Raw genomic sequence first — 23,394 nt, forward strand, 5'->3', positions numbered from 1 at the left:
AACTAGCAAGGCACAAGTATAGCCAGATAATTATGACCGTTTGTGGGTTAGTCAGGCTACGGCTTAATTGTTTACTTTTACTAGATATTAATATTTAAATATTTTGGTAAATAATAAAATTTATTTTACCAATATTTTTGCCTCTAAACTGATAATTTGACCGTAGTTTATGCTCAAACTCCTATTCTTTCGTATACCTAATCCAGCGTAGGCGCAGCCCGCCGCAGGCATCGCACATTCCCTTATAATCCCTGAAATTCCTTTACCGTATACATTTACCATTTTCGGATAAGTCTCTTGTAATCTTGTAATTCGTGATTAAATTTTATAATTACGAATTAGAATTACGAATTACAAATTATTCAATTACTGCGATCGGTGGGATGTGGCAGCAGAGAGGCATCAAAGAGGGTAAGCGGGGAAATATTAATAGATAGCTCAATTTTAGAAGAGAGCAGGTGCGATCGCAAAGTTTGATAATTTCGAGTCCTTTGTGCCATACTCCTTTACGCTCCCAGCGTCGGAAATATGAATATACCGTTTGCCATGCAGGTAAATCGTGAGGCATCATTCGCCACGAGCAACCTGCACGCAATATGTAAAAGATTGCATTTACTACCTCCCGCATATCTACTTCACGCTTTTTTCCACGATGAAGGCTGACGTTCTGCTGGAATCATTGATTTTATCAAATCCCATTCGACATCAGAAACGTCTGTAGGATAAGCTTTTCGAGCCATTTTACCCCATTCAAATACTATGACTGTCTCTTTTAAAATACCTGTCCTGGGGGAATTACTATGGTGCTCTTTATTTTTTATTTATAAACACGCCCTTAGACTAAAATGTGAAGTATTTTTTGATACCTTTAGATAGAGAATGGGTGTAAAGCGGGTGTAAACAAGCTAAGAAGCTGGATATTTACTAAGTAGTTGAAATCTTGTTAGCCTTTATGCTTAAAATTGCACAAGAGGTTTATTTAGCATCTACTCACAGCTAAAGTTGACCCTTTGCAGGACTATCCCAAGCAATGCTGACTGAAATTTTACCTTTCCGTTTTGAGTTAGACACGATCGCGATCGCCGGAGCGAGTTTGTGGTCATTGGCACTATATCTAGGTTTTTCCAGAGTTAATGAATGGGTAATCGAACAACTCAATCGCTGGTTTAACTTTGCCGAGCGATCGCTCTACACCAGCCAGACAGAGTTTGAAAAGACTCGTAAAGCCAGAGAATCCCAAAATGCTTTCTACGCCTCACTATTTAGCATTGTGCCTTTTTTGGTAGTCGGCGCTTTATGTAACTGGGGTCTGGAAATTAGTTTAGGTGAGAGTTGGGGAATTAGTACAGGTATATTAGCCTGTATGGGTGCTGGCATTTTTGAACTTGGGCGCAGGGATGGAGAATCTTCAGATTAAGCCAGAGTGAAAAATGAGGGAGATGTTGCTTCCATTACTCCCTCATCTCTCGCGACTTCCCAATTTCCTCAGCAACAATCTGTGCTATTTTCTGGGCTGCACCGCTTTCGCCGCGAGTATTACGGAGTTTAGCGCGCATATCATCCAATTTTTCTGGATTCGCCAAAAAGTCTAAAACCATTTCCCCAACTTCTTGCGATTTAAGTTTACCCATAAGTTCTGGGACTATCTCTTCCTGTGCCCAGATATTTGGCCATGCTAATAAACCTTTGCGTCTCACAAATCTCAGAAATGACCAATTAATCACCTTAGCGCATAGCGTACCGACGACTGGCAGATTTGCTAGCAATCCGGGTAAACCGTCCCAAGAACGCATGGCATCAAGTTGCTGGGTTGGTAGTAAAACAATCATTGGCACTCCTAAAGCACCAAGTTCGGCAGTGTTTGCCCCCACCGTAGTTAAGCAGATGCAGCACTGGGATAATAAGTGATATGCAGGGTTTTCTTGCCACAGTTCCACAGTTAAGCTCGTTGCAGTTTTGAGCAATGCCTTGCCTTTAGCATCCTCTGGGATAATTAAGGAAGCACCACCAAAGCTAAAACTTTCAGCAATAGAGTTCTTTTGGGGATCGGCAAAACTAGCTAAAGTTTGTAAATCCAAAGTTGGGGCTACAGGAATTACAAATCTGGTTTGCGGTCTTTTTGTACGAACGTATTCGGCAATAGCTAAACATAATGGTACTCCTTGGGCTAATTTTGCTGCTTTTGAACCAGGGAGTAAACCAATCAATTCAGTTTTTGATGGAGTAATAGGCAAAGGAGAATTTGAATCTAGGCTTTCCTCTGCTGCTTCTAGCATCAAATCACCGACAACAGTGAATTTGTGAGCATATTTCTGGGGAACACGGGCTGCAACTTCGGGTTTCATGATTCCAAAGCGATCTATCCAGTTATGCCATCTAGCTTCCCATTCGGCGTAAACAACTGTGCGATATCCCAGCTTTTTGCCGATGATTACGGGGAAAATTTGATCGCCGCCCAGAAAAACGACTACACCGCGACTTCTCCAATCCCAACTTTCAAATGTTTTGCCCCAAAGCAAAAATTGCCAAAAATGTTCTGCTCCCTGAACTCTATCTACTTCTGGGAAAGAAAGAGCGATCGCAGCTTCTTTACCACTAGCATTTGAGCAAGGCGACAATACCACAGAAATCCTCGCTAAAGAACGGTCATCCCCTAGTTCTTGCCGCAACGCCTTTACTACTGGACGCACCCAGGTTGCTACTTCACCTGGGCCATTTGAAAGGATCAGAATATCTATTTGAGTCATTAGTCAAAAGGCAAATATTACCTAATTCGTTCTTATACTTAGGTATATACTGTAGCTTGTTAATGAGATTGATAACCTCTTTCACATTAATTTTGTATAGAGTTGGCAATTATTTAATCGCTACCACTATCACCTAGAATGCGACTACTAGCATTCAGCTATATTTATTTGATATTGCCAAATAATCCATAATTTTTTAATTTTAAATGCCTGTTTAACTAGATAAAATTTTACCATTTTATGAAACTTAAATGTCAGTAATATTATTTAATTTCTCAAGAAAAATATAGCGATAAATTTTATTATTATAAAATGTATTTTTTGAACTTACCTGATGATAAGCCTATACATACTTCACAATACAGGTCTTTAGAGGATGGTTAGCAAAGTTTAGGGTATTGACAATCGCAGCTATGAACAATCATAGCTGCGATTATTAATAATTTTTTGGGCAATCTAAATATAGCCCTTTTTTTTGCTTACCAAACCCATTGTTTAGAGGGTGAACCCTGTGATAAAAAACAACTCCAGCCCATCTGACACCAAAATGTATTCCTCGCGGAATTTGTTGATTCGATTTATTCTTGGCGGTACTACTCTTATTGTGAGTATTTCTGCTTATTTTAGCTATCAGGCTGCTCGAAAAATAACGCTAGAAGACTTGAGAGTAAAGGCTTTCTTAGAGGTACAGAGAGGGGTTGATGAAATTGAGGAGTGGTTACATATTCGTAAAGTAGAGGTGCAAACCCTTGCTCATACCTCAACTGTACGCTCCTTAGACTGGTCTGTGGCAGAACCCTATTTAAAGTCAGAAGTTGAGCGGATCGATGAATTTTTCTTTTTCCAAATAGTTACCCCAGATGGTTCATTTTCTAATACTAAGGTTGGTCGAGCAAATAAGAATATTAAGGATCGAGACTACTTTCAAAAAGCACTAGCCGGAAAAAGCAATATTTCTGATCCCTTTATCAGCCGTTCTACAGGCATTCCATTAATTGCGATCGCCACCCCAATCTGGTCAAATTTTCCTACCAGTCGTTCACCGATTGGCGTCTTCCAAGGCAATGTTAAGGTCGATCATATTGCTGAGGTGGTCAACTCGTTGCACTACGGCAATAACAGCTATGCGTTCGCCCTCAATTCCCAAGGAGAAGCGATCGTCCATCCCAACTCAATGTTAATGTCAACGTTAGAAAAACCTGCACCTAGCCTGCTGAAAATTCCAGATCGCAATTTAAATGCGATCGCGCAGCAGATGGTAAAAAAACAACAGGGAATTCAGTTGATGGAAATTGACGGCACTAAAAAGTATGTTGCTTATGTGCCGTTACAAGAAGCTAATTGGTCTGTAGCTTTGGTAATTCCGCGCCAAAACATTGAATCTCGGCTACAATTCCTCGATCTGATAGCCCTAATTGTGGGTGGATTAACAGTGACGATGATTGCTGTCTTGTGGCAGGTGCAAGCGTTTGAACAAGCTCAACTGAAAAAATCTAAAGTAGCGGCTGATACCGCAAACCGTGCTAAGAGCGAATTTTTAGCCAACATGAGCCATGAACTGCGAACACCCTTGAATGGTATTTTGGGTTGTGCTCAAATTTTGCTGCGTTCTAAAGGTTTGCCGGAGCCAGAGCAATATCATGTAAACATTATTGAACAGTGTGGCTCTCATCTGCTGACTTTAATTAATGACATTTTGGATCTTTCCAAAATTGAAGCGCGAAAACTAGAACTGCATCCTCAAGATGTTCATTTTCCCTCTTTTTTACAGGGTATTGTAGAAATTTGTCAGATTCGGGCAGAACAAAAAGGCATTTTGTTTGTCTATGAACCCGCAAGCAACTTACCCACAGCGGTTCATGTCGATGTCAAAAGGTTACGTCAGGTTCTCTTGAATCTGCTGGGAAATGCCATTAAATTTACCGATGAGGGTAAGGTTAGCTTCAAGGTTGAGGTAATCGAGCGACTTCCTGCTGATGGACAGACAGAGAAATATTGCATTCACTTTAGTGTAAAAGACACAGGAATTGGCATAACTCCAACCCAATTAGACAACATTTTTTTGCCATTTGAACAAGTAGGTGAGAAAAAGCATCAGATAGAAGGGACAGGGCTGGGTTTAGCTATTACTCGGCAGTTAGTGCAGATGATGGGTAGCGAGATCCAGGTTAAAAGTGAGATCGGTCAGGGTAGTACTTTCTGGTTTGAAATTGCGATCGCCCAAGCCAGCGAATGGGTACAGTCTGCGATGACTGCATCCAAGGGACAAATCATTGGCTTTGAAGGTAGTCCCCGCACTATCCTGATGGTGGACGATCGCTGGGAGAATCGCACAGTAATTACAAACTTATTGCAACCATTGGGTTTCAAAGTGGTTGAAGCCATCAATGGTAAAGATGGTTTAGAAAAAGCGATCGCTCTGAAACCAGACCTGGTGATTACAGATTTGCTGATGCCAGAAATGGATGGGTTTGAATTGATTAAACACCTGCGTCATACCCCAAAGATCCAAGATGTCAAGATTATCGTCTCTTCTGCTAGTGTCTTTGAAGCCGACCAACATCGCAGTCTGCAAGCAGGAGGTGACACCTTTTTGAGTAAACCCATACAGGCAGATGAATTACTACATCAATTAGAGTGTCACTTAAATTTGGTATGGATTTACCAGCAGTATCAATCTGAAGAACAAAAAATCAACTCTTCCACTACAACACTTGATAGCTCATCAGATAAATTGACTCCACCTTCCCTTGATGTATTGCGGGAACTGATGAATTTAGCGAGTAAAGGTAACTTCAATGACATTCTAAAATGGGCAGATAAACTAGAGGAAGCAGACACAAAATTTACTCCCTTTGCTAACCAATTGCGGCAACTAGCAAGGCAGTTTGACGAAGATTTAATCCTTAATTTTTTGATCGAAAAAGAAAAGTATTAATTTTATTAAATTTATTTATGGGGATTGTAGTGAGTGAATTTTAAATTTAGAGTGTTCTACTTTAGCGTATTGCAAAAAAGTAACGTGAATCAATATAGGATAGAAACATTATGACAGCAACGATAGGCAATCAAAAAAATTTACTAAATCGCGATCCTGCTAGAGGAATTATTTTAGTCGTTGATGATAACCCTGCCAACTTACAAGTTTTATCAAGCTTTTTGGATCAGTCTAGCTTTGAAGTTTGGGCAGCTCGTAGTGGTGAAAAAGCCATTCAGAGATTAGAAAATGATAATTTACCTGATTTAATCTTGCTTGATATCATGATGCCGGGTATCGATGGGTTTGAAACTTGTAAATACCTAAAAAGTGAAAGCAATCCTCGTGTTCGGGATATTCCGATCATTTTTATGACTGCTCTCTCAGATACTGCTGACAAGGTTAAAGGATTGAGACTGGGAGCCGTAGATTATATTACTAAACCTTTTCAGTATGAAGAGGTCTTGGTGCGAGTAGAGCATCAACTTAAGCTGAGAAATTTGACGAAAACCTTGATGGACAAAAACGCCGAATTACAACAGGCGCAAACCCAACTGGTTCAAGCAGAAAAGGTAGCAACCTTGGGTCAAATGACAGCAGGAATTGCCCATGAAGTAAATAACCCTATCAATTTTATTGCTGGTAATTTGAATTTTATTGAACAATATTTTCAAGAGGTTGTTAATTTGCTTGAACTATATCAAAAATATCTACCCGATCCACCTCTTGAAATTCAAAATGCTATTAAAACAAAAGATATCAGCTATTTGTTAAATGATTTTTCCAAAGTTATTCAATCCATGCAACTGGGTACAGATCGCGTTACAGAAATTGTGTCATCATTGAACAAATTCTCTCGACACGGAGAAGCAGGAAAGAAACGTGCTAACCTGCATGAGGGGTTAGAAACTACGCTACTCATTCTTGGACATCGACTCAAAGCAAATGCTCATCGTCCGGTAATCCAACTAAGTAAAGAATATGGAGAATTGCCGCTTGTTGAGTGCTATCCAGGCGAACTAAATCAAGTTTTTATGAATTTGATTAGTAATGCAATAGAGGCAATTGAAGAAATACAAAAAAATCAGCATTTTGGTGAAAACTTTAAACATATTGGTATGATTTGGATTAAAACTGAAGCAATTGGAGAGCGAGTTATTATCAGAATTGCAGACAATGGTTCAGGAATCAGCGAAGCCAACCGGACAAAGATATTCGATGCTTTCTACACTACAAAAGTCATCGGTCAAGGAACAGGACTAGGTTTATCTATTGCTTACCAAATTATAGTTAGTAATCATCGCGGTAAGCTAAGTTGCCATTCAACACAAGGTGAGGGTACAGAGTTTGTGATTGAATTACCTATCCGATAAATTAGAATCTTAAATCCTAATTGCGATCGCATTTCCCTGAACTCAATATACCGATTAAGACAATTTATGGTAGCGTCAGCAGGATTTTTGAAATTAGAAGGGCAAACATTGAGTATTGATTTGAATGATTATACTGTTCCGCCAGTGGAAATACTTTTGGGAATGTTGGTTTGGATGGTGCGGGAAAGTTAGATATTTTGATCTTTGTGTATTAATGTCTGTGCTTAAAACAGCATCGCTTCAAAGATACGAAAAGCTGTACGCTAACCCTCTCAAACCTCTATTATGTAGAAATCGAATACTCTAGGGAACGTGGATTATCGATTCTTTTGGAAGCGTCTAATATTTCTAGGGCGATAATATTTCCATGTTCGTCATAATCTAAAATTACCCCTGGCTTTTCTTCATCACTATCTTCTATGGGTACATCACTCAATATAATTCTTAATATATCTACTTCTGGGTCATAGGTAATTTTCATAGTTCTCTCCAGTATTTTTCGATTTTACTAGTTTTATATACGGTGATTACAACTGCGGGATCAACATCATCCAGTTAAAGTAGAAAGACCAATTCTAAGATAAAACCTCAACAATTATTTGAATGAGGTAAAAGACTCATTACTGAATGATAATGAAAATGGAATTTTGTCTTCAGTGAATAAATTCCATGATGGAATTATAGATACTTTAAATAGCAAGCCAATTTTGGCTAAATAAAAGTTGCTTGTTCGTCAGCAGATACCAAGTTTCTGTTGTTTTTTGTTTGGTATAATCCGCAATTATATAATTGAAGGCTGCCTATGCTGACTAAAAAATATTTTTTAGTAAGTATAGGCAAGTTTTGTTTTGTAACTGATCTATAATTTTTTAATAGCTATTTAGTTATTAAAAGATGTAACAATAAATTTACAAATTTGTGAGCAATTACTTTTATACAAAGTCAACAATTACGAAGAAATATTTCGTTTTTTATATCGATTTGTGTCATATAGGCGATAAAATGCCTACTGGGCAAGCGTTTTCTGATAAAAAACAGATATTGCCTAAAAGATCACAAGTTACCTGTGGCTAATGATGCCGCTAGGAACTTCATTCAGAGAACACGCATCAAAGGAGCCGAAGAAGCATGTTCACACACGTCAAGTCCACCATTAGACACATTGCGCCTGATAACTTACGCGGACGTAGTTTAATCAAGGTGGTCTATGTCGTGCTTGAGTCCCAGTACCAGAGCGCATTGTCGCAAGCGGTTCGCACCATTAACGCGAACAATCCCAACTTGGCGATTGAAATCAGCGGGTACTTGATTGAGGAACTCCGCGACCCAGAGAACTACGAAGAGTTCAAACGAGAAGTTGAGAATGCGAATATCTTCATCGCTTCCCTCATATTCATCGAAGACTTAGCACAGAAAGTAGTAGCAGCAGTAGAACCGCACCGCGATCGCTTGGACGTTTCCGTTGTCTTTCCCTCTATGCCAGAGGTAATGCGCCTGAGTAAAATGGGCAGCTTTTCCTTGGCACAGTTGGGTCAGTCAAAAAGTGCGATCGCCCAATTCATGCGGAAACGCAAAGAAAAATCCGGTGCGGGATTCCAAGATGGGATGCTGAAGCTTTTGCGAACCCTGCCGCAAGTGCTGAAGTTCTTACCAATGGATAAGGCACAGGATGCCCGAAATTTCATGCTCAGTTTTCAGTATTGGCTAGGTGGTTCTCCAGAAAATCTGGAAAACTTCTTGCTGATGCTAGCTGATAAATATGTATTTAAAGGTTTAGAGAAACAAAATTTTGAACCTTCTACATACGAACAGCCGGTGGTTTATCCCGATTTAGGGATTTGGCATCCTTTGGCTCCCAGTATGTTTGAAGATGTCAGAGAATACCTGAATTGGTACACAGCTCGTAAGGATATTTCTAGTGATCTAAAAGATCCCCTAGCTCCTTGTGTCGGGTTAGTATTGCAACGCACTCACCTAGTTACAGGTGATGATGCCCATTATGTAGCAATGGTGCAGGAGTTGGAAGCACTAGGCGCACGAGTATTACCTGTGTTTGCTGGTGGTTTGGATTTCTCCAAGCCTGTGGATGCTTACTTCTACGAACCAATTACCAAAATACAGTTAGTAGATGCAGTGATATCGCTGACTGGTTTTGCTTTAGTGGGTGGCCCAGCTAGACAAGATCATCCCAAAGCAATTGAATCACTCAAACGCTTAAACCGTCCTTATATGGTGGCGTTACCCTTAGTATTCCAAACCACAGAAGAGTGGATGGATAGCGATTTAGGGTTACATCCAATTCAAGTAGCTTTGCAAATTGCAATTCCTGAATTGGATGGAGCAATTGAGCCGATTATCTTATCTGGTAGAGATGGGACTACAGGGAAAGCGATCGCACTGCGCGATCGGGTTGAAGCTGTCGCGGAACGCGCCTTAAAATGGGCAAATCTGCGCCGCAAGCCAAAACTGGATAAAAAAGTCGCCATCACCGTTTTCAGCTTCCCGCCAGATAAAGGCAACGTCGGAACCGCCGCTTACTTGGATGTATTCGGTTCCATCTACGAGGTGATGAAAGCCCTTAAAAATAACGGCTACGACTTACCAGAATTGCCAGAATCCGCCGAAGCGTTGATGCAAGAAGTCATCCATGACGCACAGGCGCAGTACAACAGCCCAGAACTGAACGTTGCTTACAAAATGTCGGTTCCTGAGTATGAGGCGCTAACCCCATATTCTCAGCGCTTAGAAGAAAACTGGGGCCCACCTCCCGGACATCTTAACAGTGACGGGCAAAACTTGCTAATTTATGGTAAGCAATTCGGTAACGTCTTCATCGGCGTACAACCTACATTTGGTTACGAAGGCGACCCGATGCGGCTGTTATTCTCCCGTTCAGCTAGTCCTCACCACGGTTTTGCTGCTTACTACACTTACCTAGAGCAAGTTTGGAAAGCTGATGCTGTACTGCATTTTGGTACACACGGTTCCTTAGAATTCATGCCAGGTAAACAGATGGGAATGTCTGGTGATTGTTACCCAGATAACTTAATTGGTTCAATTCCCAACCTGTATTACTACGCAGCCAATAATCCGAGTGAGGCGACAATTGCCAAACGCCGGAGTTATGCCGAAACAATTTCTTACTTGACACCACCGGCAGAAAATGCTGGTTTGTATAAAGGTTTGAAGGAACTCAGCGAGTTAATTGCTTCCTACCAAACCTTAAAAGATAGTGGACGCGGTGTTTCCATTGTCAACAGCATCATGGATAAATGCCGGATCGTGAATCTGGATAAGGATATTCACCTGCCAGAAACCGATGCCAGAGACATGAGTGCCGATGAGCGGGATAATATTGTTGGCAACGTCTACCGCAAGTTGATGGAAATTGAGTCGCGGTTGTTGCCTTGTGGTTTGCACGTCATTGGTAAACCTCCAAGTGCAGAAGAAGCGATCGCAACTCTGGTAAATATTGCTAGTCTAGATCGTCAAGAAGAAGGACTTCAAGGCTTACCGGGAATTATCGCTAACAGCATTGGGCGTAACATTGACGATATTTACCAAAATAATGACAGAGGCATTTTAGAAGATGTCCAGTTATTGCAAGATATCACTTTAGCAACCCGTGCAGCAGTTACCGCCCTTGTCCAAGAGCAAATCGACGCGGAAGGACGAGTTTCTCTGGTTTCCCGGTTGAATTTCTTCAACATGGGCAAAAAGGAACCTTGGGTAGAAGCATTACATAAACTCGGCTATCCCAAAGTTGACACAGCCACACTCAAACCCTTATTTGAGTATTTGGAATTCTGCCTGCAACAAGTTTGTGCCGACAACGAACTTGGAGCATTACTCAAAGGCTTAGAAGGCGAGTACGTCTTACCTGGCCCAGGTGGTGATCCCATCCGCAATCCGGATGTATTGCCCACGGGTAAGAATATCCACGCACTCGATCCGCAATCCATCCCAACAACAGCAGCAGTTCAATCAGCCAAAATCGTTGTAGATCGGCTCTTAGCACGTAACAAAGCCGAAAACGATGGAAAATGGCCAGAAACCATTGCCTGTGTCCTTTGGGGAACCGATAACATCAAAACTTACGGTGAATCCCTAGCGCAAATTATGTGGATGGTGGGCGTGCGTCCAGTTCCCGATGCCTTGGGACGGGTGAACAAGTTGGAATTGATATCTTTAGAAGAGTTGGGACGCCCCAGAATTGATGTGGTAATCAACTGTTCTGGCGTATTCCGCGACTTGTTCATCAACCAAATGAACCTGCTAGACCAAGGGGTGAAGATGGCGGCCGAGGCGGATGAACCCTTAGAAATGAACTTTGTTCGCAAACATGCTTTGCAACAAGCCGAGGACATGGGGATTAATCTGCGTCAAGCAGCGACGCGGGTTTTCTCCAACGCTTCTGGTTCCTACTCGTCAAATATCAACTTGGCAGTAGAAAACAGCACTTGGGATAGCGAAGCCGAGTTACAGGAAATGTATCTCAACCGGAAATCCTTCTCCTTCAATTCCGATAACCCCGGAATTATGGACGAATCCCGGCAGATTTTTGAAAGCACATTGAAAACTGCTGATGCAACTTTCCAAAATTTGGATTCTTCCGAGATTAGCTTAACGGACGTTTCCCATTACTTTGATTCAGATCCCACAAAGCTAGTGGCAAGTCTGCGCGGTGATGGTAAAAAACCAGCATCTTATATTGCAGATACAACCACAGCTAACGCCCAAGTGCGGACATTATCAGAAACCGTGCGTTTGGATGCGCGTACCAAATTGTTAAATCCCAAATGGTACGAGGGGATGCTGTCTCACGGTTACGAAGGTGTGCGCGAACTCTCCAAGCGGTTGGTGAATACAACAGGTTGGAGTGCGACAGCCGGCGCTGTGGATAACTGGATTTATGAGGATACAAACGAAACCTTCATCAAAGATGAAGAAATGCAGAAGCGGTTGCTGAACCTCAACCCCCATTCTTTCCGCAAGATTGTATCAACTTTGTTGGAAGTGAATGGACGCGGTTATTGGGAGACTAGCGAGGATAATTTAGATCGTCTGCGCGAGTTGTACCAAGAAGTTGAAGACCGGATTGAAGGGATAGAATAATCCCTAATCATAAATGTAGGGACGTTTTATAAAACGTCCCTACATAAAAAACGGTTTTGACAAATTGTATAGAATCCGGCTAAATGAAAATCAAATATATAATTATAGATATGTATGTCTGCTAAAGATGTCTTTCACGAAGTTGTAAAAACAGCTTTATACAAAGATGGTTGGCAAATTACTCACGATCCACTCACAATAAGTGTGGGAGGAGTTAACCTTTCGATTGATTTAGCCGCCCAAAAGCTGATCGCAGCAGAACGTGAAGGACAAAAAATTGCAGTCGAAGTCAAAAGTTTTTTAGAGAGGTCGTCTGCTATTTCAGAATTTCATACAGCATTAGGACAATTTATTAATTATAGAGGTGCATTACGACGGCGACAACCAGAGCGTGTTTTATATTTAGCAGTACCTTTAACAACTTACAAAACATTTTTTCAACTTGATTTCCCTAAAGAGATGATAACAGAAAATCAAGTAAAAATGCTTATCTATGATGTAGAGCAAGAGGTGATTTTCCAATGGATAAATTAACTCGATATCGCCAGCTTGTACAACAGATATTACAGGTATATAGTGAGCAAAAACCAGCTTACGGAAATGTAGAAGTTGAAACAATTTTCGATACAGAACGCGATCATTATCAAATAGTTCATGTAGGGTGGGAAGGTCAAGATTGGGTACATAGTTGTATTATCCATATTGACATTAAAAATGGAAAAATTTGGCTTCAGTGGAATGGTACAGAAGATGATATTGCAGCTAATTTGGTAGCTGCGGGAGTTCCCAAGGAAGATATTGTGTTAGGTTTTCAGTCTCCTTTTATGAGACAGTTTACAGAATATGCAGTGAGTTAGGAGATGTTTTGAGAATCTCCAAGTACTACTTCATGAATGTTAACCCCAACTGCTGTGTTAATATGATATTGATGGGCTAGATAATGCTAAATAAGGTTAATCAAATTATTAAGTAATAAGTACTAAATTTATGTAAACCTTCAAGAGTATAGCTGTCGTTCAAAGCATAAAACAAAATGGCAGATTCAACGGATGTCTTGCTAAAACTTTGTGAGCAAAGATGGGCTGAGGTCAAACAAGCAGAGGATCAGAGATCAGCACTTAGTAACATAATTCTTCTGATAGCCTCGGCTATAGTAGGAATTTTCACTCAAAAAGGACTTGACAGAAATAATTTACCTTTATCTTTACTTCTTATTTTTTTAGGCATTTATGGGGCTATAGGCTCTCGAAAATATCGAGAGCGTGTTCATTATAGTCTTTCTATTTTAAAACTTTATCGTGACAGGTTGAATGAATTATACCCTGACGCACAGATTGAAGAACGCAGAATTCAAGCAAAAGAATTTCATGAAAAACGTCACCCGTTAATGACAAAATTTCATCCCAATCATCTTTGGGTGGCGCTTCACATATCAATTGCCGTAGCTGGTACTATTCTTACAATTTTCATTTTGAGATCGTGATAGATAAACGTAACAATGATACTGCACTTTTAGCATTAGACTACCAAATCCTGCACTGAAATGTACAAGCTAGACTTCGTAAAAGAGCGATCGCTCACCCTTCAACAACAAACGATGTCTAACGACAAGCCGCTTCTCTACGAGACGCTACGCGAACGTGTCTACGCTTAGTTTTTGAGATTTTCTGTAAGGCGATCGCACCTCATCAACTATCGAAGCATAAAATTAAAGCATGACTATTCATAAACAGATATGCTAAAAACGCTTTGGGCTACTGTTCGGGAAGGAAAAATCGAATTGCTGGAGTCAGAGGAATTACCGGAAGGGACAAGAGTGTTAGTGACGCTGCTTCCTGATGATGAAACTGAATTTTGGCTTCAAACCAGTCAAACATCACTCTCATCAGTTTGGGATAACACAGAGGATGATGTCTATGCCCAACTACTCTAAAAATGACATCATTTTGGTTAAGTATCCCTTTTCAGATTTGTCCAGTTCAAAAGTTAGACCTGCTGTTGTTGTAAGTGCGCCACACGTTTCTCAAGATATCCTAATTACACCCTTGACGAGCAAAACTGGAGCATTGCTAGAAAGGTGAGTTTGTCTTGTCTGAATGGTCAGCAGCAGGGCTAAACGTGGCTACAGCAGTCAAGAGAGGTTTATACACAGTGCATAAAAGCTTAGTTGTAAAAGCGATCGGCAAGTTAGCTGATACTGATGCTGAACTGTTAGAGCAATCTTTGCGGTATTGGTTAGGGTTGTGAATGGACAAAATCTTGTCAGACAATGTGCTGACTTGGGAGGAAATCAAAGTAATTAATAAAACAGCATGAGTATTATACTTAAAGAAATAAGTATAATTTGTGATAACTTTAAAAACAAAAAGACCAGCCTCCCACAGCTGGTCTAAAAAATTTTTTTTGCGTTGTCTTCTCAAGAGAGTTAAAACCCAATTACGCGTTCCCAAAATGCAACGGGCAACTTTTCTTAACAATATTGTAACAGCCAACACAGATTTTTCCAGAATATTCATCAAAAAAAGATATGGGCAAAGCTTAAAAGCCTCTATCTATCAGGAGAATTCAGCAGATCGCAAGGTATAGATGGGAGAGATAAAGGCAGACAAGGGAGAAAATTTTACCTTGTCTGCTTTATTCTTCTTATCCTCGCGTCAGTCTCAACCGAGAAATTTCAACTTGACAGGCTACTAATGCTGGGAGCGATTTCTGCATCTGTTGCTGTTTCGCCTACGCGGAGAATTTTAGCCCCCAATTGCTGCAACTTCATATCAAGTCGATCGTAGCCGCGATCAAGGTGCTGTAAACCTTGAATTGTGGTTTGTCCTTCTGCTGCTAGTCCGGCGATGACTAACGCTGCCGATGCTCGTAAGTCTGTACCTAATACTGGTGCGCCAGATAATTTTGGTACTCCCCGAACGAAAGCAGCATTGCCTTTGACACGAATATCTGCCCCCAAACGATTCAACTCTGAGGCATGACGCAAGCGATTTTCAAAGACGGATTCGTTAATTACGCTGTCGCCTTCTGCCACTGCCAGCAAAGCCATGAATGGCGCTTGCATATCTGTGGGGAAACCTGGATGGTATTGAGTTTCAATATCCGTTGCCTTAAGGCTTTCCGCTGGCAGAATGTGCAAGTGGTCAGGCTTTTCATCAATTATTGTCACTCCAATATCTCGCAGCTTGGCAATTACTGGAATGAGATGTTCTGGAGCCACTGGCGAGAGAAGAAGTTCTGAGCGGGTAATTGCTGCTGCCAGCAAAAACGTCCCAGCCTCAATGCGATCGGGAATAATGCTGTAGTCAACAGAATGCAACTTGGGGACTCCTTCGATAATAATCCTGCTAGTCCCCGCGCCCTTAATCTTCGCTCCCATCGCGTTACAGAAGTTAGCTAGATCGACTACTTCCGGTTCTCTGGCAGCATTTTCGATGATCGTTTCACCCTCTGCTAGGGTAGCCGCCATCATCAAGTTTTCCGTCGCTCCAACGCTGGCAATGTCTAAGTAAATCTTCGCACCTTTTAATCTCCGGCTGCTGCCAGGGACGTAGGCATTACAAATGCCATGCTCAATTTGTACTTCCGCTCCCATTGCTTGCAGTCCTCGAACATGCAAGTCAACCGGTCTTGCCCCAATCGCACAACCGCCTGGTAAGGGCATCTGTGCTACTCCCAGTCTTGCCAAAATGGCTCCAATGGCGAAAAAACTCGCTCTCAATTGGGTAACTAATTCGTAGGGAGCTTTTGATGTTTTAATTTCGCTGGCATTGATATCTAAAATGTCACCTTGTCGGGTTAATTGCACACCCAAAGCTGATAACACCTGACCCATCCGTTCTACGTCCGCTAACAAAGGGACATTACGGATACGACAATCGCCCGGACACAGCAAGGCTCCAGCCATGATTACCAGTGCTGAATTTTTTGCCCCGCTAATTTTCACATGACCCCGCAAAGGATGCCCGCCCCAAATTTGCAAGACTGAGGAGTCTGCTTCTGGAGCAATTTTGGCATCTGGTAAGCTGGTAGAAGGATTAATAAGCCTACCTCCAAAAGTAATACGTATTTTATATGTTTGAAGTTGGTTTTGATTCTACAGTAAAGATTCAAAATGTCCACGTTTTAAAGCAGGGTTTTGTATAAAAAAATTGCTTTTTGAGTGAAAATGCAGGCTGTAAACAAGCAATAGCAAGCTTTTTGAGATTTTTAAAAAATTTAAAAAAAGAATCAATAAGCAGTAGTTTTAAGCAAAATTAAATACTCAGTAAAATAACTTAAGTATTCTCTAAAAATCAATGCTGTACTGTTCAGTTAATATTTTGATTCGACGTTGTGCCTGAAAAACTCGTTTCCAGTTAGAGACTTTTAACGAGGCATTATTGCTTTTACTTGACAAAGGTAAAACATAACGCAATAATAAGAAATTGTCGATAAGCACAAATGCCAGCGGAACTGGCGGAATGGCAGACGCGCTAGATTCAGGTTCTAGTGCCGCAAGGCTTCCGGGTTCAAGTCCCGGGTTCCGCATACTATCTAAGTTAGGAGTTATGAGTTATGAGTTTAAGAAAACTAAATTAACTCCTAACTCTTAATTCCTAACTCCTAACTTTTTAATGTTGACCAGTTTACAGAATTCCCTAGTCAAACAAATTCGCAAGCTGCACTCCACTAAGGAGAGGCACAAGCAACAGTTATTTCTACTAGAAGGGACGCACTTGTTAGAAGAAGCTTGTGCGGTCAATTACCCACTAGAAACAGTGTGTTGTACCCCAGATTGGCAATTAGCCCATCCTTCGCTATGGGAAGAAGCTTGTAGCCGATGCGATCGCGCCGAAATTGTCAGTCAAGAAGTCTTGGATGCGATCGCTACCACAGTCCAACCGGATGGTGTGGTGGCAACGGCAAAACGAAGCCAACGCCAAACTCAACTACCATTTACTGGTTTAGTGCTAGCTTTAGAAACGGTACAAGATCCCGGCAACCTGGGTACAATGATTCGCACCGCTGCTGCTGCCGGAGCATCAGGTTTGTGGGTAAGTGAAGATAGTGTAGATTTAGATAGCCCTAAAGTTCTGCGTGCTTCCGCAGGGCAATGGTTTCGCCTAACAACAGCCGTAACCGAAGATTTAAAAGCGACAGTCCAACAAAGTCAGCAAGCAGGAATGCAGGTAGTGGCAACCTTACCCAATGCGACTTTAACTTATTGGGAAGTGGACTGGCGAAAACCCAGTATGATTTTACTGGGAAATGAAGGTGCTGGATTGTCAGCAGATTTAGCAGCGATCGCAGATCGGCAAGTCAGAATTCCTTTGAGTCCTGGGGTGGAATCTTTGAATGTGGCGATCGCAGCCGCTTTAATGTTGTACGAAGCTCAACGGCAATTGATTTGTCAGTAGTGAATTTTAACTTTTTACCCCAATTGGGTTTTTGTTTTTTCTTCGAGATATTGTTCAATATCAGCAACTGCGTCCTCAAGAGCTGCTAAATCAATATCTATCAAGTCTTCGTCGAGTTCTACTTCCGTGAAAGTACTAGTATGCAGTTGAGGGATCTCTTCTTCCTCAGTTGAAATTTCTTGTAAGATATCCTCCAACTGTTCGAGGGATTGTTGAAATACTTGATCGGCAGCGCGGCGCTGTTCTGGCTGACTTTGCTCCATAATATTAGCTTGAAAATCCTGATTTACTGACTTAATTTTGATTCTAGTTCCTACAGATTTAAATTTTGCACTTATAACATCATAGTTGTGTGCTGTATCAACTTTAGCAATGGTTATCAAGAATATCGATAGCTGTCTCCAATTGCTAAGACGGGAGATTTATTGCGATCACTACGGGTACACTAAATCAAGTTTGGCTAAGTTTAGGTAAGTTTTATAAAACAGTTCTAATACTTAATTTGATAGACTATCCTAAATTTGAAATTATAAAAACTGGTAGCTCAGGGCTGATTACTAACTATGAGTGAAGCCTTATTCTGTATCGAAAATTTGCGAGTTGCCTATCCTGCTCGGAGTGGAGAAGAAGCAACCTGGGCGGTTGATGATGTATCTTTCACCTTGAAACCAGGTGAAAGAATGGGATTGGTGGGAGAGTCAGGTTGTGGTAAATCAACTATAGGACGGGCAGTAATGCGTTTACTACCAGCCTCTAGTCGGATTGAGGGACGGGTGACATTTCAAGGACAATCAGTGTTTGACTTGACACCTAACCAGTTGCGGAAATTTCGGGGAGAGGCGATCGCCTTAATTTTTCAAGATCCCATGACACGCCTCGATCCGTTGATGACCATTGGTAAGCATTGTATCGAAACCCTTCAGGCGCACTCACCAGAATTATCAACGCGGGAAGCGAAAGAAAAAGCACTTGCTACTTTAGCTAAGGTGAATATTCCCGCTAGTCGTTGGAATCAGTTTCCTCATGAGTTTAGCGGCGGAATGCGCCAACGGGTAGCGATCGCTTTAGCTTTACTCCTCAACCCCAAGTTTATTGTTGCCGATGAACCCACCACCAGTTTAGATGTCACCGTATCCGCGCAGATATTGCAAGAATTAACTCGCCTGTGCGGTGAAGAAAACATGGGATTGTTGTTGATATCTCACGATTTAGCAATGGTGGCTGAATATTGCGATCGCATTGGCGTGATGTACAACGGCAAAATGGTCGAAATGGGTTCTACAGAAACCGTATTTAGGCAACCTCAACATGAATATACGCGATCGCTCTTAAAAGCAGCTTTACATATTCAAGCAGTAACTGATAGTGGAGAATTGATAATTGCTAATGACGAAGAAAAGCAATTACCAATTATTAATCAGCAATCTCCAATTTTGAGCGTTACAGAACTCAAGCAACACTACACTATAGAACCTAACTTTATCGAACGACTGCTTAACACACAAGCGCAGACAATTAAAGCAGTAGATGGAATCAACCTGGATCTTTATTCAGGAGAAATTCTTGGCTTAGTCGGAGAATCAGGTTGTGGTAAAAGCACACTATCACGAACAATATTGCAACTAATTCGTCCCACTAGTGGCAAAGTTGAGTTTTTAGGACAGGATTTAACTAAACTATCGCGTCAAGAAATTCGTTCCTCGCGGCGACAAATACAAATGGTTTTCCAAGACCCTCATGCTTGTCTCAATCCAGCGATGACAGTGGGACAAAGTATTGCAGATCCTTTATTTATCCACAATTTAGCCAATCCTGCCAAGGCAAAAGAACAGGTTTTGTGGATGCTAAATAAAGTTGGGTTAACACCGCCAGAAGTGTATTATGAGCGTTATCCGTCAGATTTGTCTGGTGGACAACAGCAAAGAGTAGCGATCGCTCGTGCTTTGATTACTCACCCTAAACTTTTAATCTGCGATGAACCAGTAAGTATGCTAGACGCCAGCGTGCAGTCACAGGTGCTTGATTTGATGTTGCAATTAAAGGAAGAGTTTGAGTTAACTTATCTATTCATCACTCACGATCTTTGGTTAGCTCGATTTTTGTGCGATCGTATTGCCGTGATGAATGGCGGTAAAATTGTCGAACTCGGTCTGACAAAACAGATTTTCGCCAATCCTCAGCATCCTTATACCAAAACCTTACTAGCTGCTGCTCCCTTACTAGCACGTGCATAAAATTAGGAGTTATCGAAAGAGAATTCAGGATTCAGGAGTCAGAATTCAGTAGGGGAACAGATATGTGCCTATACCCGCCTAACTTATTCAAATAGAGAATCGCTATAGAAGCCGTAGAATTGCTACTGTTAACACTGTATTATTTTTGAATATTTTCTGAAAATTTTTTCCGAGACGGTAGCAATGACTATTCGCCATGCGGCTGAAACTGACTTACCTGTAATTGTGGCAATTTACAATGCCGCAGTTCCCAGCCGCATGGCAACGGCTGACTTAGAACCAGTATCCGTGGAAAGTCGCCTTGCTTGGTTTAAAGGGCGATCGCCTTCACAACGCCCACTTTGGGTAATTGAAATAGATGGAATAATCGCTGGATGGCTTAGTTTCCAATCTTTTTATGGGCGACCCGCCTATAGTAAGACTGCCGAAATTAGTATTTACATAGCCCCTAACTTTCATCGGTGCGGCTTGGGACGGCAACTCTTAGCACAAGCAATTAACGAAAGTCCTAGTTTAGGTATAAAGAGCCTAGTATGCTTCATATTTGCCCACAATCAGCCCAGTTTAAAACTCTTTGAAACGTTTGGTTTTGAACGCTGGGGACATTTACCTAACATTGCCGAACTTGATAGTGTTGAACGGGACTTAGTGATCATGGGACTGCGAATTAGTAAACCTTTTGTTTAAAGCGATCGCTATTTTCTCGCTCTTCTTATTTCACATCGTAGCTTGAGCAAAGCTGGTGCAATATATTAAGTTGCACCCTTTTCCCTCTCTAGCAAAAATATATTTTTGTAAAAGGTCTATTTTTGCCCTGAAAATCGAGCTTCTTTACTAGGGAAAGATTAGAGGGTTAGGTTTTGATGGATTTTTCAATATTAAGGTGAAAAGTCAGGACAAATTATCGGGAACTGTAGTACTTGAATGTGTAGTTAATAATACTCATTTTATCTCTGTAGAGAACCAAAGAAAAAGTAATAAGTGCATAAAACTACAAAAGCGAACTGTATTTATTTATAGAGGTTCAAATACAAAAAACTTAATCTAGTTTGAAATTATCAAGGTGAAAAATTATGACAAGCTTTATGCAAGTTCACTCACACAACGACCTACTGCACTCAGTCCGCGAGTGGTTGGAAACTATAGAAATTCATAACTCCAAATTGGCTCATTTTCTATGCAAAGCTATTCCTGCTCAGTGTCCCTTTGAGCGAGACATCACCCTGTTTGGTCGGAAGCTATTGCATATTCCACCTATGTGTAAATTAAATCCTCTATACGAGGAAGTGGTTGGTTTGCGTTTTAGAGCGCTCTGTTATCTTGCCGATGAATGTGGTGAAGATATCACAGCTTATTGCTGATAGCCAGTTGGATTGTTCTTAGATCGAGCAGCGATCGGTAATTGCAGATTTACGGTTGTTACTTACTCAGGTTTATACTAAGCTAACGTACACCTAATTAGATGTTTGGCTATTAAGTAGCTGGCACTATTGTTGCTTCCCGTATCCTGCTGAAATTATTAAGATCATCATGACGCACATCTTACTGATTGAAGATGAGGTCAAACTGGCACGATTTGTCGAATTGGAATTGAATTATGAAGGCTATCAAGTCAGTATTGCCTACGATGGATTAACTGCACTTACCGCAGCAAGGGAGTTGCATCTGGATTTAGTAATTTTAGACTGGATGTTGCCTGGGTTGTCGGGGTGGGAAATTTGCAGCCGCTTGCGGAGCATATCTGAGAAAGTGCCGATAATCTTATTAACCGTCAAAGATGAAGTAAGCGATCGCATTGCAGGTTTAGACGCTGGTGCTGATGATTACCTTGTTAAACCCTTCAGCGTTGATGAATTATTAGCCAGAGTCGGCGCTCGCCTACGAAGAAGCAATCAAGTAGAGTACGCAGATGTTTTAGAATTTGAAGACCTGAGTTTAAATCGTCGCACACGCGAAGTGTATCGAGATCGGCGGTTAATTGAGTTAACTGCTAAAGAATTTCATTTACTAGAATATTTACTGGCCCATCCGCGACAGATAATTAGCTGCGATCGCATTTTAGAGGAAGTCTGGGGTTATGACTTCATGGGCGATGCTAACATCATTGAACCTTACATTAACTACCTGCGCCTGAAACTTGAAGCCAATAATGAAAAATGTCTCATTCAAACTGTGATTGGTGTTGGCTACACATTGCATGATTGAATTGGGGATTGGGGCAAGACAAGCAAAAGACTTTCCAATAATTCTTCCTTATTCCCTCAGTGCCTATTGCCCAAAAGCAAAGGTTTTAAGTTTAGCAAACTTTGGCGTTTTTGGCAATCTCTACAAAAACTCATCCAACTTAGAGTTAATTATATTAGGATGCACAAAGCTATCATCATCCAAAATCCAAAACTCAAAGTGGCATGACCTATCTAGAAACAGCAGCGCAGTTCTACCGCGAAGTTGCCCAAACCCCGCAAGTTGGACTTTGTTGTGTACAAAGTACGCCCCTGCAATTACCAGGATTGAAAATTCCTTTGTTAATGCAGGAAATGAATTATGGTTGTGGCACCACTGTTCACCCCACCGAACTAGGAAACCAACCTACAGTGCTGTACGTCGGTGTTGGTGGCGGCTTAGAAGCGTTGCAATTCGCTTATTTTTCCCGTTATGCAAGTGCTGTAATTGCCGTTGAACCGGTTGGGGCCATGCGGGAAGCAGCTGCACGTAATCTGGAAATTGCTGCTCAAGAAAACCCCTGGTTTAACACCAGCTTTGTAGAAATCTGCGAAGGTGATGCTTTTAACTTACCTGTTGCTGATGCTAGCGTCGATATCGTGGCACAAAATTGCCTTTTCAACATCTTTGAACCACAAGATTTAACTCGTGCTTTAAAAGAAGCATATCGGGTATTAAAACCAGGTGGACGCTTGCAGATGAGCGATCCAATTGCTACTCGTCCAATTCCAGCACATCTTCAAGAAGATGAGCGACTGAGAGCCATGTGTTTATCAGGCGCACTCACATATCAAGAGTATACTGAAAGGATTATAAATGCTGGTTTTGGTCAAGTTGAAATTCGTGCCCGTCGTCCTTATCGCCTACTAGATTCCCAGACTTATAATTTAGAAGAAAACTTACTTTTAGAAAGTCTGGATTCTGTCTCATTTAAAGTTATCATTCCAGAAGATGGTGCTTGCATATTCACTGGAAAAACAGCAATTTATGCTGGTTCTGAACCCTTCTTTGACGATTTGGCAGGTCATATACTTCAGTTAGGTATTCCGGCTGCGGTGTGTGATAAAACTGCTGCTAAACTTGCTGCTAGTAAGCCAGCAGAAATAATTGTTACCGATTCAACCTGGCACTATAGCGGTGGTGGCTGCTGTTGATTTATTCAGAAAGAATTCAGGTGTCAGAATGGGCTAAACCTTAGCTATCCGCTAACAGAATGGTTCTGTGCGACACTTCCTTCTCTACGTTCGCGCAGCGTGTTGCAGACAGACGCTTCGCGTAGCTTGCTTCCCCGGAGGAGTACGACAAGCTACTTCGACTGCGCTCAGT

21 protein-coding genes and 1 tRNA gene are annotated in these 23,394 nt (G+C 41.4%); 17 read left to right on the forward strand and 5 right to left on the reverse strand.

The features are described from left to right. Positions 1-358 precede the first annotated feature (358 nt). Complete coding sequence (locus RMX69_RS00485; protein WP_322636106.1) at positions 359-628, reverse strand: transposase; 270 nt, start codon at positions 626-628, stop codon at positions 359-361. A gap of 402 nt (positions 629-1,030) precedes the next feature. On the opposite strand from RMX69_RS00485, the gene RMX69_RS00490 reads away from it, so the two are divergent. Beyond that, positions 1,031-1,417 carry a hypothetical protein gene (locus RMX69_RS00490; protein WP_289794783.1) on the forward strand — a complete coding sequence of 129 codons (387 nt, stop codon included), beginning with the start codon at positions 1,031-1,033 and terminating at the stop codon, positions 1,415-1,417. Positions 1,418-1,451: 34 nt separating this feature from the next. Here RMX69_RS00490 and RMX69_RS00495 read toward each other — a convergent pair whose 3' ends face one another. Continuing rightward, a complete protein-coding gene (locus tag RMX69_RS00495; protein ID WP_322636108.1) occupies positions 1,452-2,747 on the reverse strand; it encodes a lipid-A-disaccharide synthase in 1,296 nt (431 codons plus the stop codon). Positions 2,748-3,258: 511 nt separating this feature from the next. Between RMX69_RS00495 and RMX69_RS00500 the strand changes: the two genes are divergently transcribed. The 3 genes from RMX69_RS00500 to RMX69_RS00510 all read left to right on the forward strand — a co-directional run bounded on the left by RMX69_RS00500 (position 3,259) and on the right by RMX69_RS00510 (position 7,289). Further along, a complete protein-coding gene (locus tag RMX69_RS00500; RefSeq protein WP_322636109.1) occupies positions 3,259-5,685 on the forward strand; it encodes a hybrid sensor histidine kinase/response regulator in 2,427 nt (808 codons plus the stop codon). Between the two features lie 110 nt (positions 5,686-5,795). Then, positions 5,796-7,097 (forward strand): sensor histidine kinase, encoded by a 1,302-nt coding sequence (locus tag RMX69_RS00505; RefSeq protein ID WP_322636111.1) that lies wholly within the window; start codon positions 5,796-5,798, stop codon positions 7,095-7,097. Between the two features lie 66 nt (positions 7,098-7,163). Beyond that, on the forward strand, positions 7,164-7,289 hold the full coding sequence (locus RMX69_RS00510; protein ID WP_322636348.1) for a hypothetical protein: 126 nt from the start codon (positions 7,164-7,166) through the stop codon (positions 7,287-7,289). Positions 7,290-7,380: 91 nt separating this feature from the next. Here RMX69_RS00510 and RMX69_RS00515 read toward each other — a convergent pair whose 3' ends face one another. Next, entirely contained in the window at positions 7,381-7,578 is a 198-nt protein-coding gene (locus tag RMX69_RS00515; RefSeq protein ID WP_322636112.1) for a DUF2283 domain-containing protein, read from the reverse strand. 647 nt (positions 7,579-8,225) lie between these two features. Between RMX69_RS00515 and RMX69_RS00520 the strand changes: the two genes are divergently transcribed. From RMX69_RS00520 to RMX69_RS00545, 6 genes are all read left to right on the forward strand, one after another. Then, complete coding sequence (locus RMX69_RS00520; protein ID WP_322636113.1) at positions 8,226-12,212, forward strand: magnesium chelatase subunit H; 3,987 nt, start codon at positions 8,226-8,228, stop codon at positions 12,210-12,212. A gap of 114 nt (positions 12,213-12,326) precedes the next feature. Next, the gene (locus RMX69_RS00525; RefSeq protein WP_322636114.1) at positions 12,327-12,746 is read left to right on the forward strand and encodes a XisH family protein; all 420 of its coding nucleotides are present in this window, start codon (positions 12,327-12,329) and stop codon (positions 12,744-12,746) included. Further along, a complete protein-coding gene (locus tag RMX69_RS00530; RefSeq protein ID WP_322636115.1) occupies positions 12,734-13,069 on the forward strand; it encodes a XisI protein in 336 nt (111 codons plus the stop codon). Before RMX69_RS00525 ends, RMX69_RS00530 begins: the two co-directional genes overlap by 13 nt. Before the next feature lie 176 nt (positions 13,070-13,245). Continuing rightward, positions 13,246-13,695 carry a hypothetical protein gene (locus RMX69_RS00535; protein ID WP_322636117.1) on the forward strand — a complete coding sequence of 150 codons (450 nt, stop codon included), beginning with the start codon at positions 13,246-13,248 and terminating at the stop codon, positions 13,693-13,695. 252 nt (positions 13,696-13,947) lie between these two features. Continuing rightward, positions 13,948-14,145, forward strand: coding sequence for a hypothetical protein (locus RMX69_RS00540; protein WP_289794772.1), 198 nt, complete (start codon positions 13,948-13,950; stop codon positions 14,143-14,145). Positions 14,146-14,300: 155 nt separating this feature from the next. Further along, on the forward strand, positions 14,301-14,459 hold the full coding sequence (locus RMX69_RS00545; protein ID WP_322636118.1) for a hypothetical protein: 159 nt from the start codon (positions 14,301-14,303) through the stop codon (positions 14,457-14,459). 427 nt (positions 14,460-14,886) lie between these two features. Here RMX69_RS00545 and murA read toward each other — a convergent pair whose 3' ends face one another. Then, positions 14,887-16,254, reverse strand: a complete 1,368-nt coding sequence (murA, locus tag RMX69_RS00550) for a UDP-N-acetylglucosamine 1-carboxyvinyltransferase (RefSeq protein ID WP_289799864.1) — start codon at positions 16,252-16,254, stop codon at positions 14,887-14,889. Between the two features lie 407 nt (positions 16,255-16,661). On the opposite strand from murA, the gene RMX69_RS00555 reads away from it, so the two are divergent. Both RMX69_RS00555 and RMX69_RS00560 read left to right on the forward strand, forming a co-directional pair. After that, positions 16,662-16,742: transfer RNA gene (locus RMX69_RS00555), tRNA-Leu, on the forward strand. Positions 16,743-16,828: 86 nt separating this feature from the next. Next, positions 16,829-17,611, forward strand: a complete 783-nt coding sequence (locus RMX69_RS00560) for an RNA methyltransferase (RefSeq protein ID WP_322636119.1) — start codon at positions 16,829-16,831, stop codon at positions 17,609-17,611. A gap of 14 nt (positions 17,612-17,625) precedes the next feature. Here RMX69_RS00560 and RMX69_RS00565 read toward each other — a convergent pair whose 3' ends face one another. After that, positions 17,626-17,994, reverse strand: coding sequence for a hypothetical protein (locus RMX69_RS00565; protein WP_322636120.1), 369 nt, complete (start codon positions 17,992-17,994; stop codon positions 17,626-17,628). A 180-nt stretch (positions 17,995-18,174) separates the two neighbouring features. Here RMX69_RS00565 and RMX69_RS00570 point away from each other — a divergent pair, with 180 nt between their 5' ends. The 5 genes from RMX69_RS00570 to arsM all read left to right on the forward strand — a co-directional run bounded on the left by RMX69_RS00570 (position 18,175) and on the right by arsM (position 23,222). Beyond that, positions 18,175-19,845 carry an ABC transporter ATP-binding protein gene (locus tag RMX69_RS00570; RefSeq protein WP_322636121.1) on the forward strand — a complete coding sequence of 557 codons (1,671 nt, stop codon included), beginning with the start codon at positions 18,175-18,177 and terminating at the stop codon, positions 19,843-19,845. 183 nt (positions 19,846-20,028) lie between these two features. Further along, positions 20,029-20,532 (forward strand): N-acetyltransferase family protein, encoded by a 504-nt coding sequence (locus tag RMX69_RS00575; protein WP_322636122.1) that lies wholly within the window; start codon positions 20,029-20,031, stop codon positions 20,530-20,532. A 386-nt stretch (positions 20,533-20,918) separates the two neighbouring features. Next, complete coding sequence (locus RMX69_RS00580; RefSeq protein ID WP_289794766.1) at positions 20,919-21,206, forward strand: Mo-dependent nitrogenase C-terminal domain-containing protein; 288 nt, start codon at positions 20,919-20,921, stop codon at positions 21,204-21,206. A gap of 169 nt (positions 21,207-21,375) precedes the next feature. Then, a complete protein-coding gene (locus tag RMX69_RS00585; RefSeq protein WP_289794765.1) occupies positions 21,376-22,050 on the forward strand; it encodes a response regulator transcription factor in 675 nt (224 codons plus the stop codon). Between the two features lie 203 nt (positions 22,051-22,253). After that, complete coding sequence (arsM, locus tag RMX69_RS00590) at positions 22,254-23,222, forward strand: arsenosugar biosynthesis arsenite methyltransferase ArsM (RefSeq protein ID WP_289794764.1); 969 nt, start codon at positions 22,254-22,256, stop codon at positions 23,220-23,222. The last annotated feature ends 172 nt before the right edge of the window (positions 23,223-23,394 follow it).

The organism is Nostoc sp. EspVER01, from assembly GCF_034530635.1.
Classification (GTDB): Bacteria; Cyanobacteriota; Cyanobacteriia; order Cyanobacteriales; family Nostocaceae; genus Nostoc.

Bases quoted from the DNA above. Each gene is read 5' to 3' on its own strand.
- RMX69_RS00575 (WP_322636122.1), top strand. From the start codon at position 20,029: ATGACTATTCGCCATGCGGCTGAAACTGACTTACCTGTAATTGTGGCA.
- RMX69_RS00585 (WP_289794765.1), top strand. From the start codon at position 21,376: ATGACGCACATCTTACTGATTGAAGATGAGGTCAAACTGGCACGATTT.
- RMX69_RS00485 (WP_322636106.1), bottom strand. From the start codon at position 628: ATGCGGGAGGTAGTAAATGCAATCTTTTACATATTGCGTGCAGGTTGC.
- RMX69_RS00505 (WP_322636111.1), top strand. From the start codon at position 5,796: ATGACAGCAACGATAGGCAATCAAAAAAATTTACTAAATCGCGATCCT.
- RMX69_RS00530 (WP_322636115.1), top strand. From the start codon at position 12,734: ATGGATAAATTAACTCGATATCGCCAGCTTGTACAACAGATATTACAG.
- RMX69_RS00525 (WP_322636114.1), top strand. From the start codon at position 12,327: ATGTCTGCTAAAGATGTCTTTCACGAAGTTGTAAAAACAGCTTTATAC.
- RMX69_RS00560 (WP_322636119.1), top strand. From the start codon at position 16,829: ATGTTGACCAGTTTACAGAATTCCCTAGTCAAACAAATTCGCAAGCTG.
- RMX69_RS00490 (WP_289794783.1), top strand. From the start codon at position 1,031: ATGCTGACTGAAATTTTACCTTTCCGTTTTGAGTTAGACACGATCGCG.
- RMX69_RS00495 (WP_322636108.1), bottom strand. From the start codon at position 2,747: ATGACTCAAATAGATATTCTGATCCTTTCAAATGGCCCAGGTGAAGTA.
- RMX69_RS00535 (WP_322636117.1), top strand. From the start codon at position 13,246: ATGGCAGATTCAACGGATGTCTTGCTAAAACTTTGTGAGCAAAGATGG.
- RMX69_RS00520 (WP_322636113.1), top strand. From the start codon at position 8,226: ATGTTCACACACGTCAAGTCCACCATTAGACACATTGCGCCTGATAAC.
- RMX69_RS00540 (WP_289794772.1), top strand. From the start codon at position 13,948: ATGCTAAAAACGCTTTGGGCTACTGTTCGGGAAGGAAAAATCGAATTG.
- RMX69_RS00580 (WP_289794766.1), top strand. From the start codon at position 20,919: ATGACAAGCTTTATGCAAGTTCACTCACACAACGACCTACTGCACTCA.
- RMX69_RS00510 (WP_322636348.1), top strand. From the start codon at position 7,164: ATGGTAGCGTCAGCAGGATTTTTGAAATTAGAAGGGCAAACATTGAGT.
- arsM (WP_289794764.1), top strand. From the start codon at position 22,254: ATGACCTATCTAGAAACAGCAGCGCAGTTCTACCGCGAAGTTGCCCAA.
- RMX69_RS00570 (WP_322636121.1), top strand. From the start codon at position 18,175: ATGAGTGAAGCCTTATTCTGTATCGAAAATTTGCGAGTTGCCTATCCT.
- RMX69_RS00515 (WP_322636112.1), bottom strand. From the start codon at position 7,578: ATGAAAATTACCTATGACCCAGAAGTAGATATATTAAGAATTATATTG.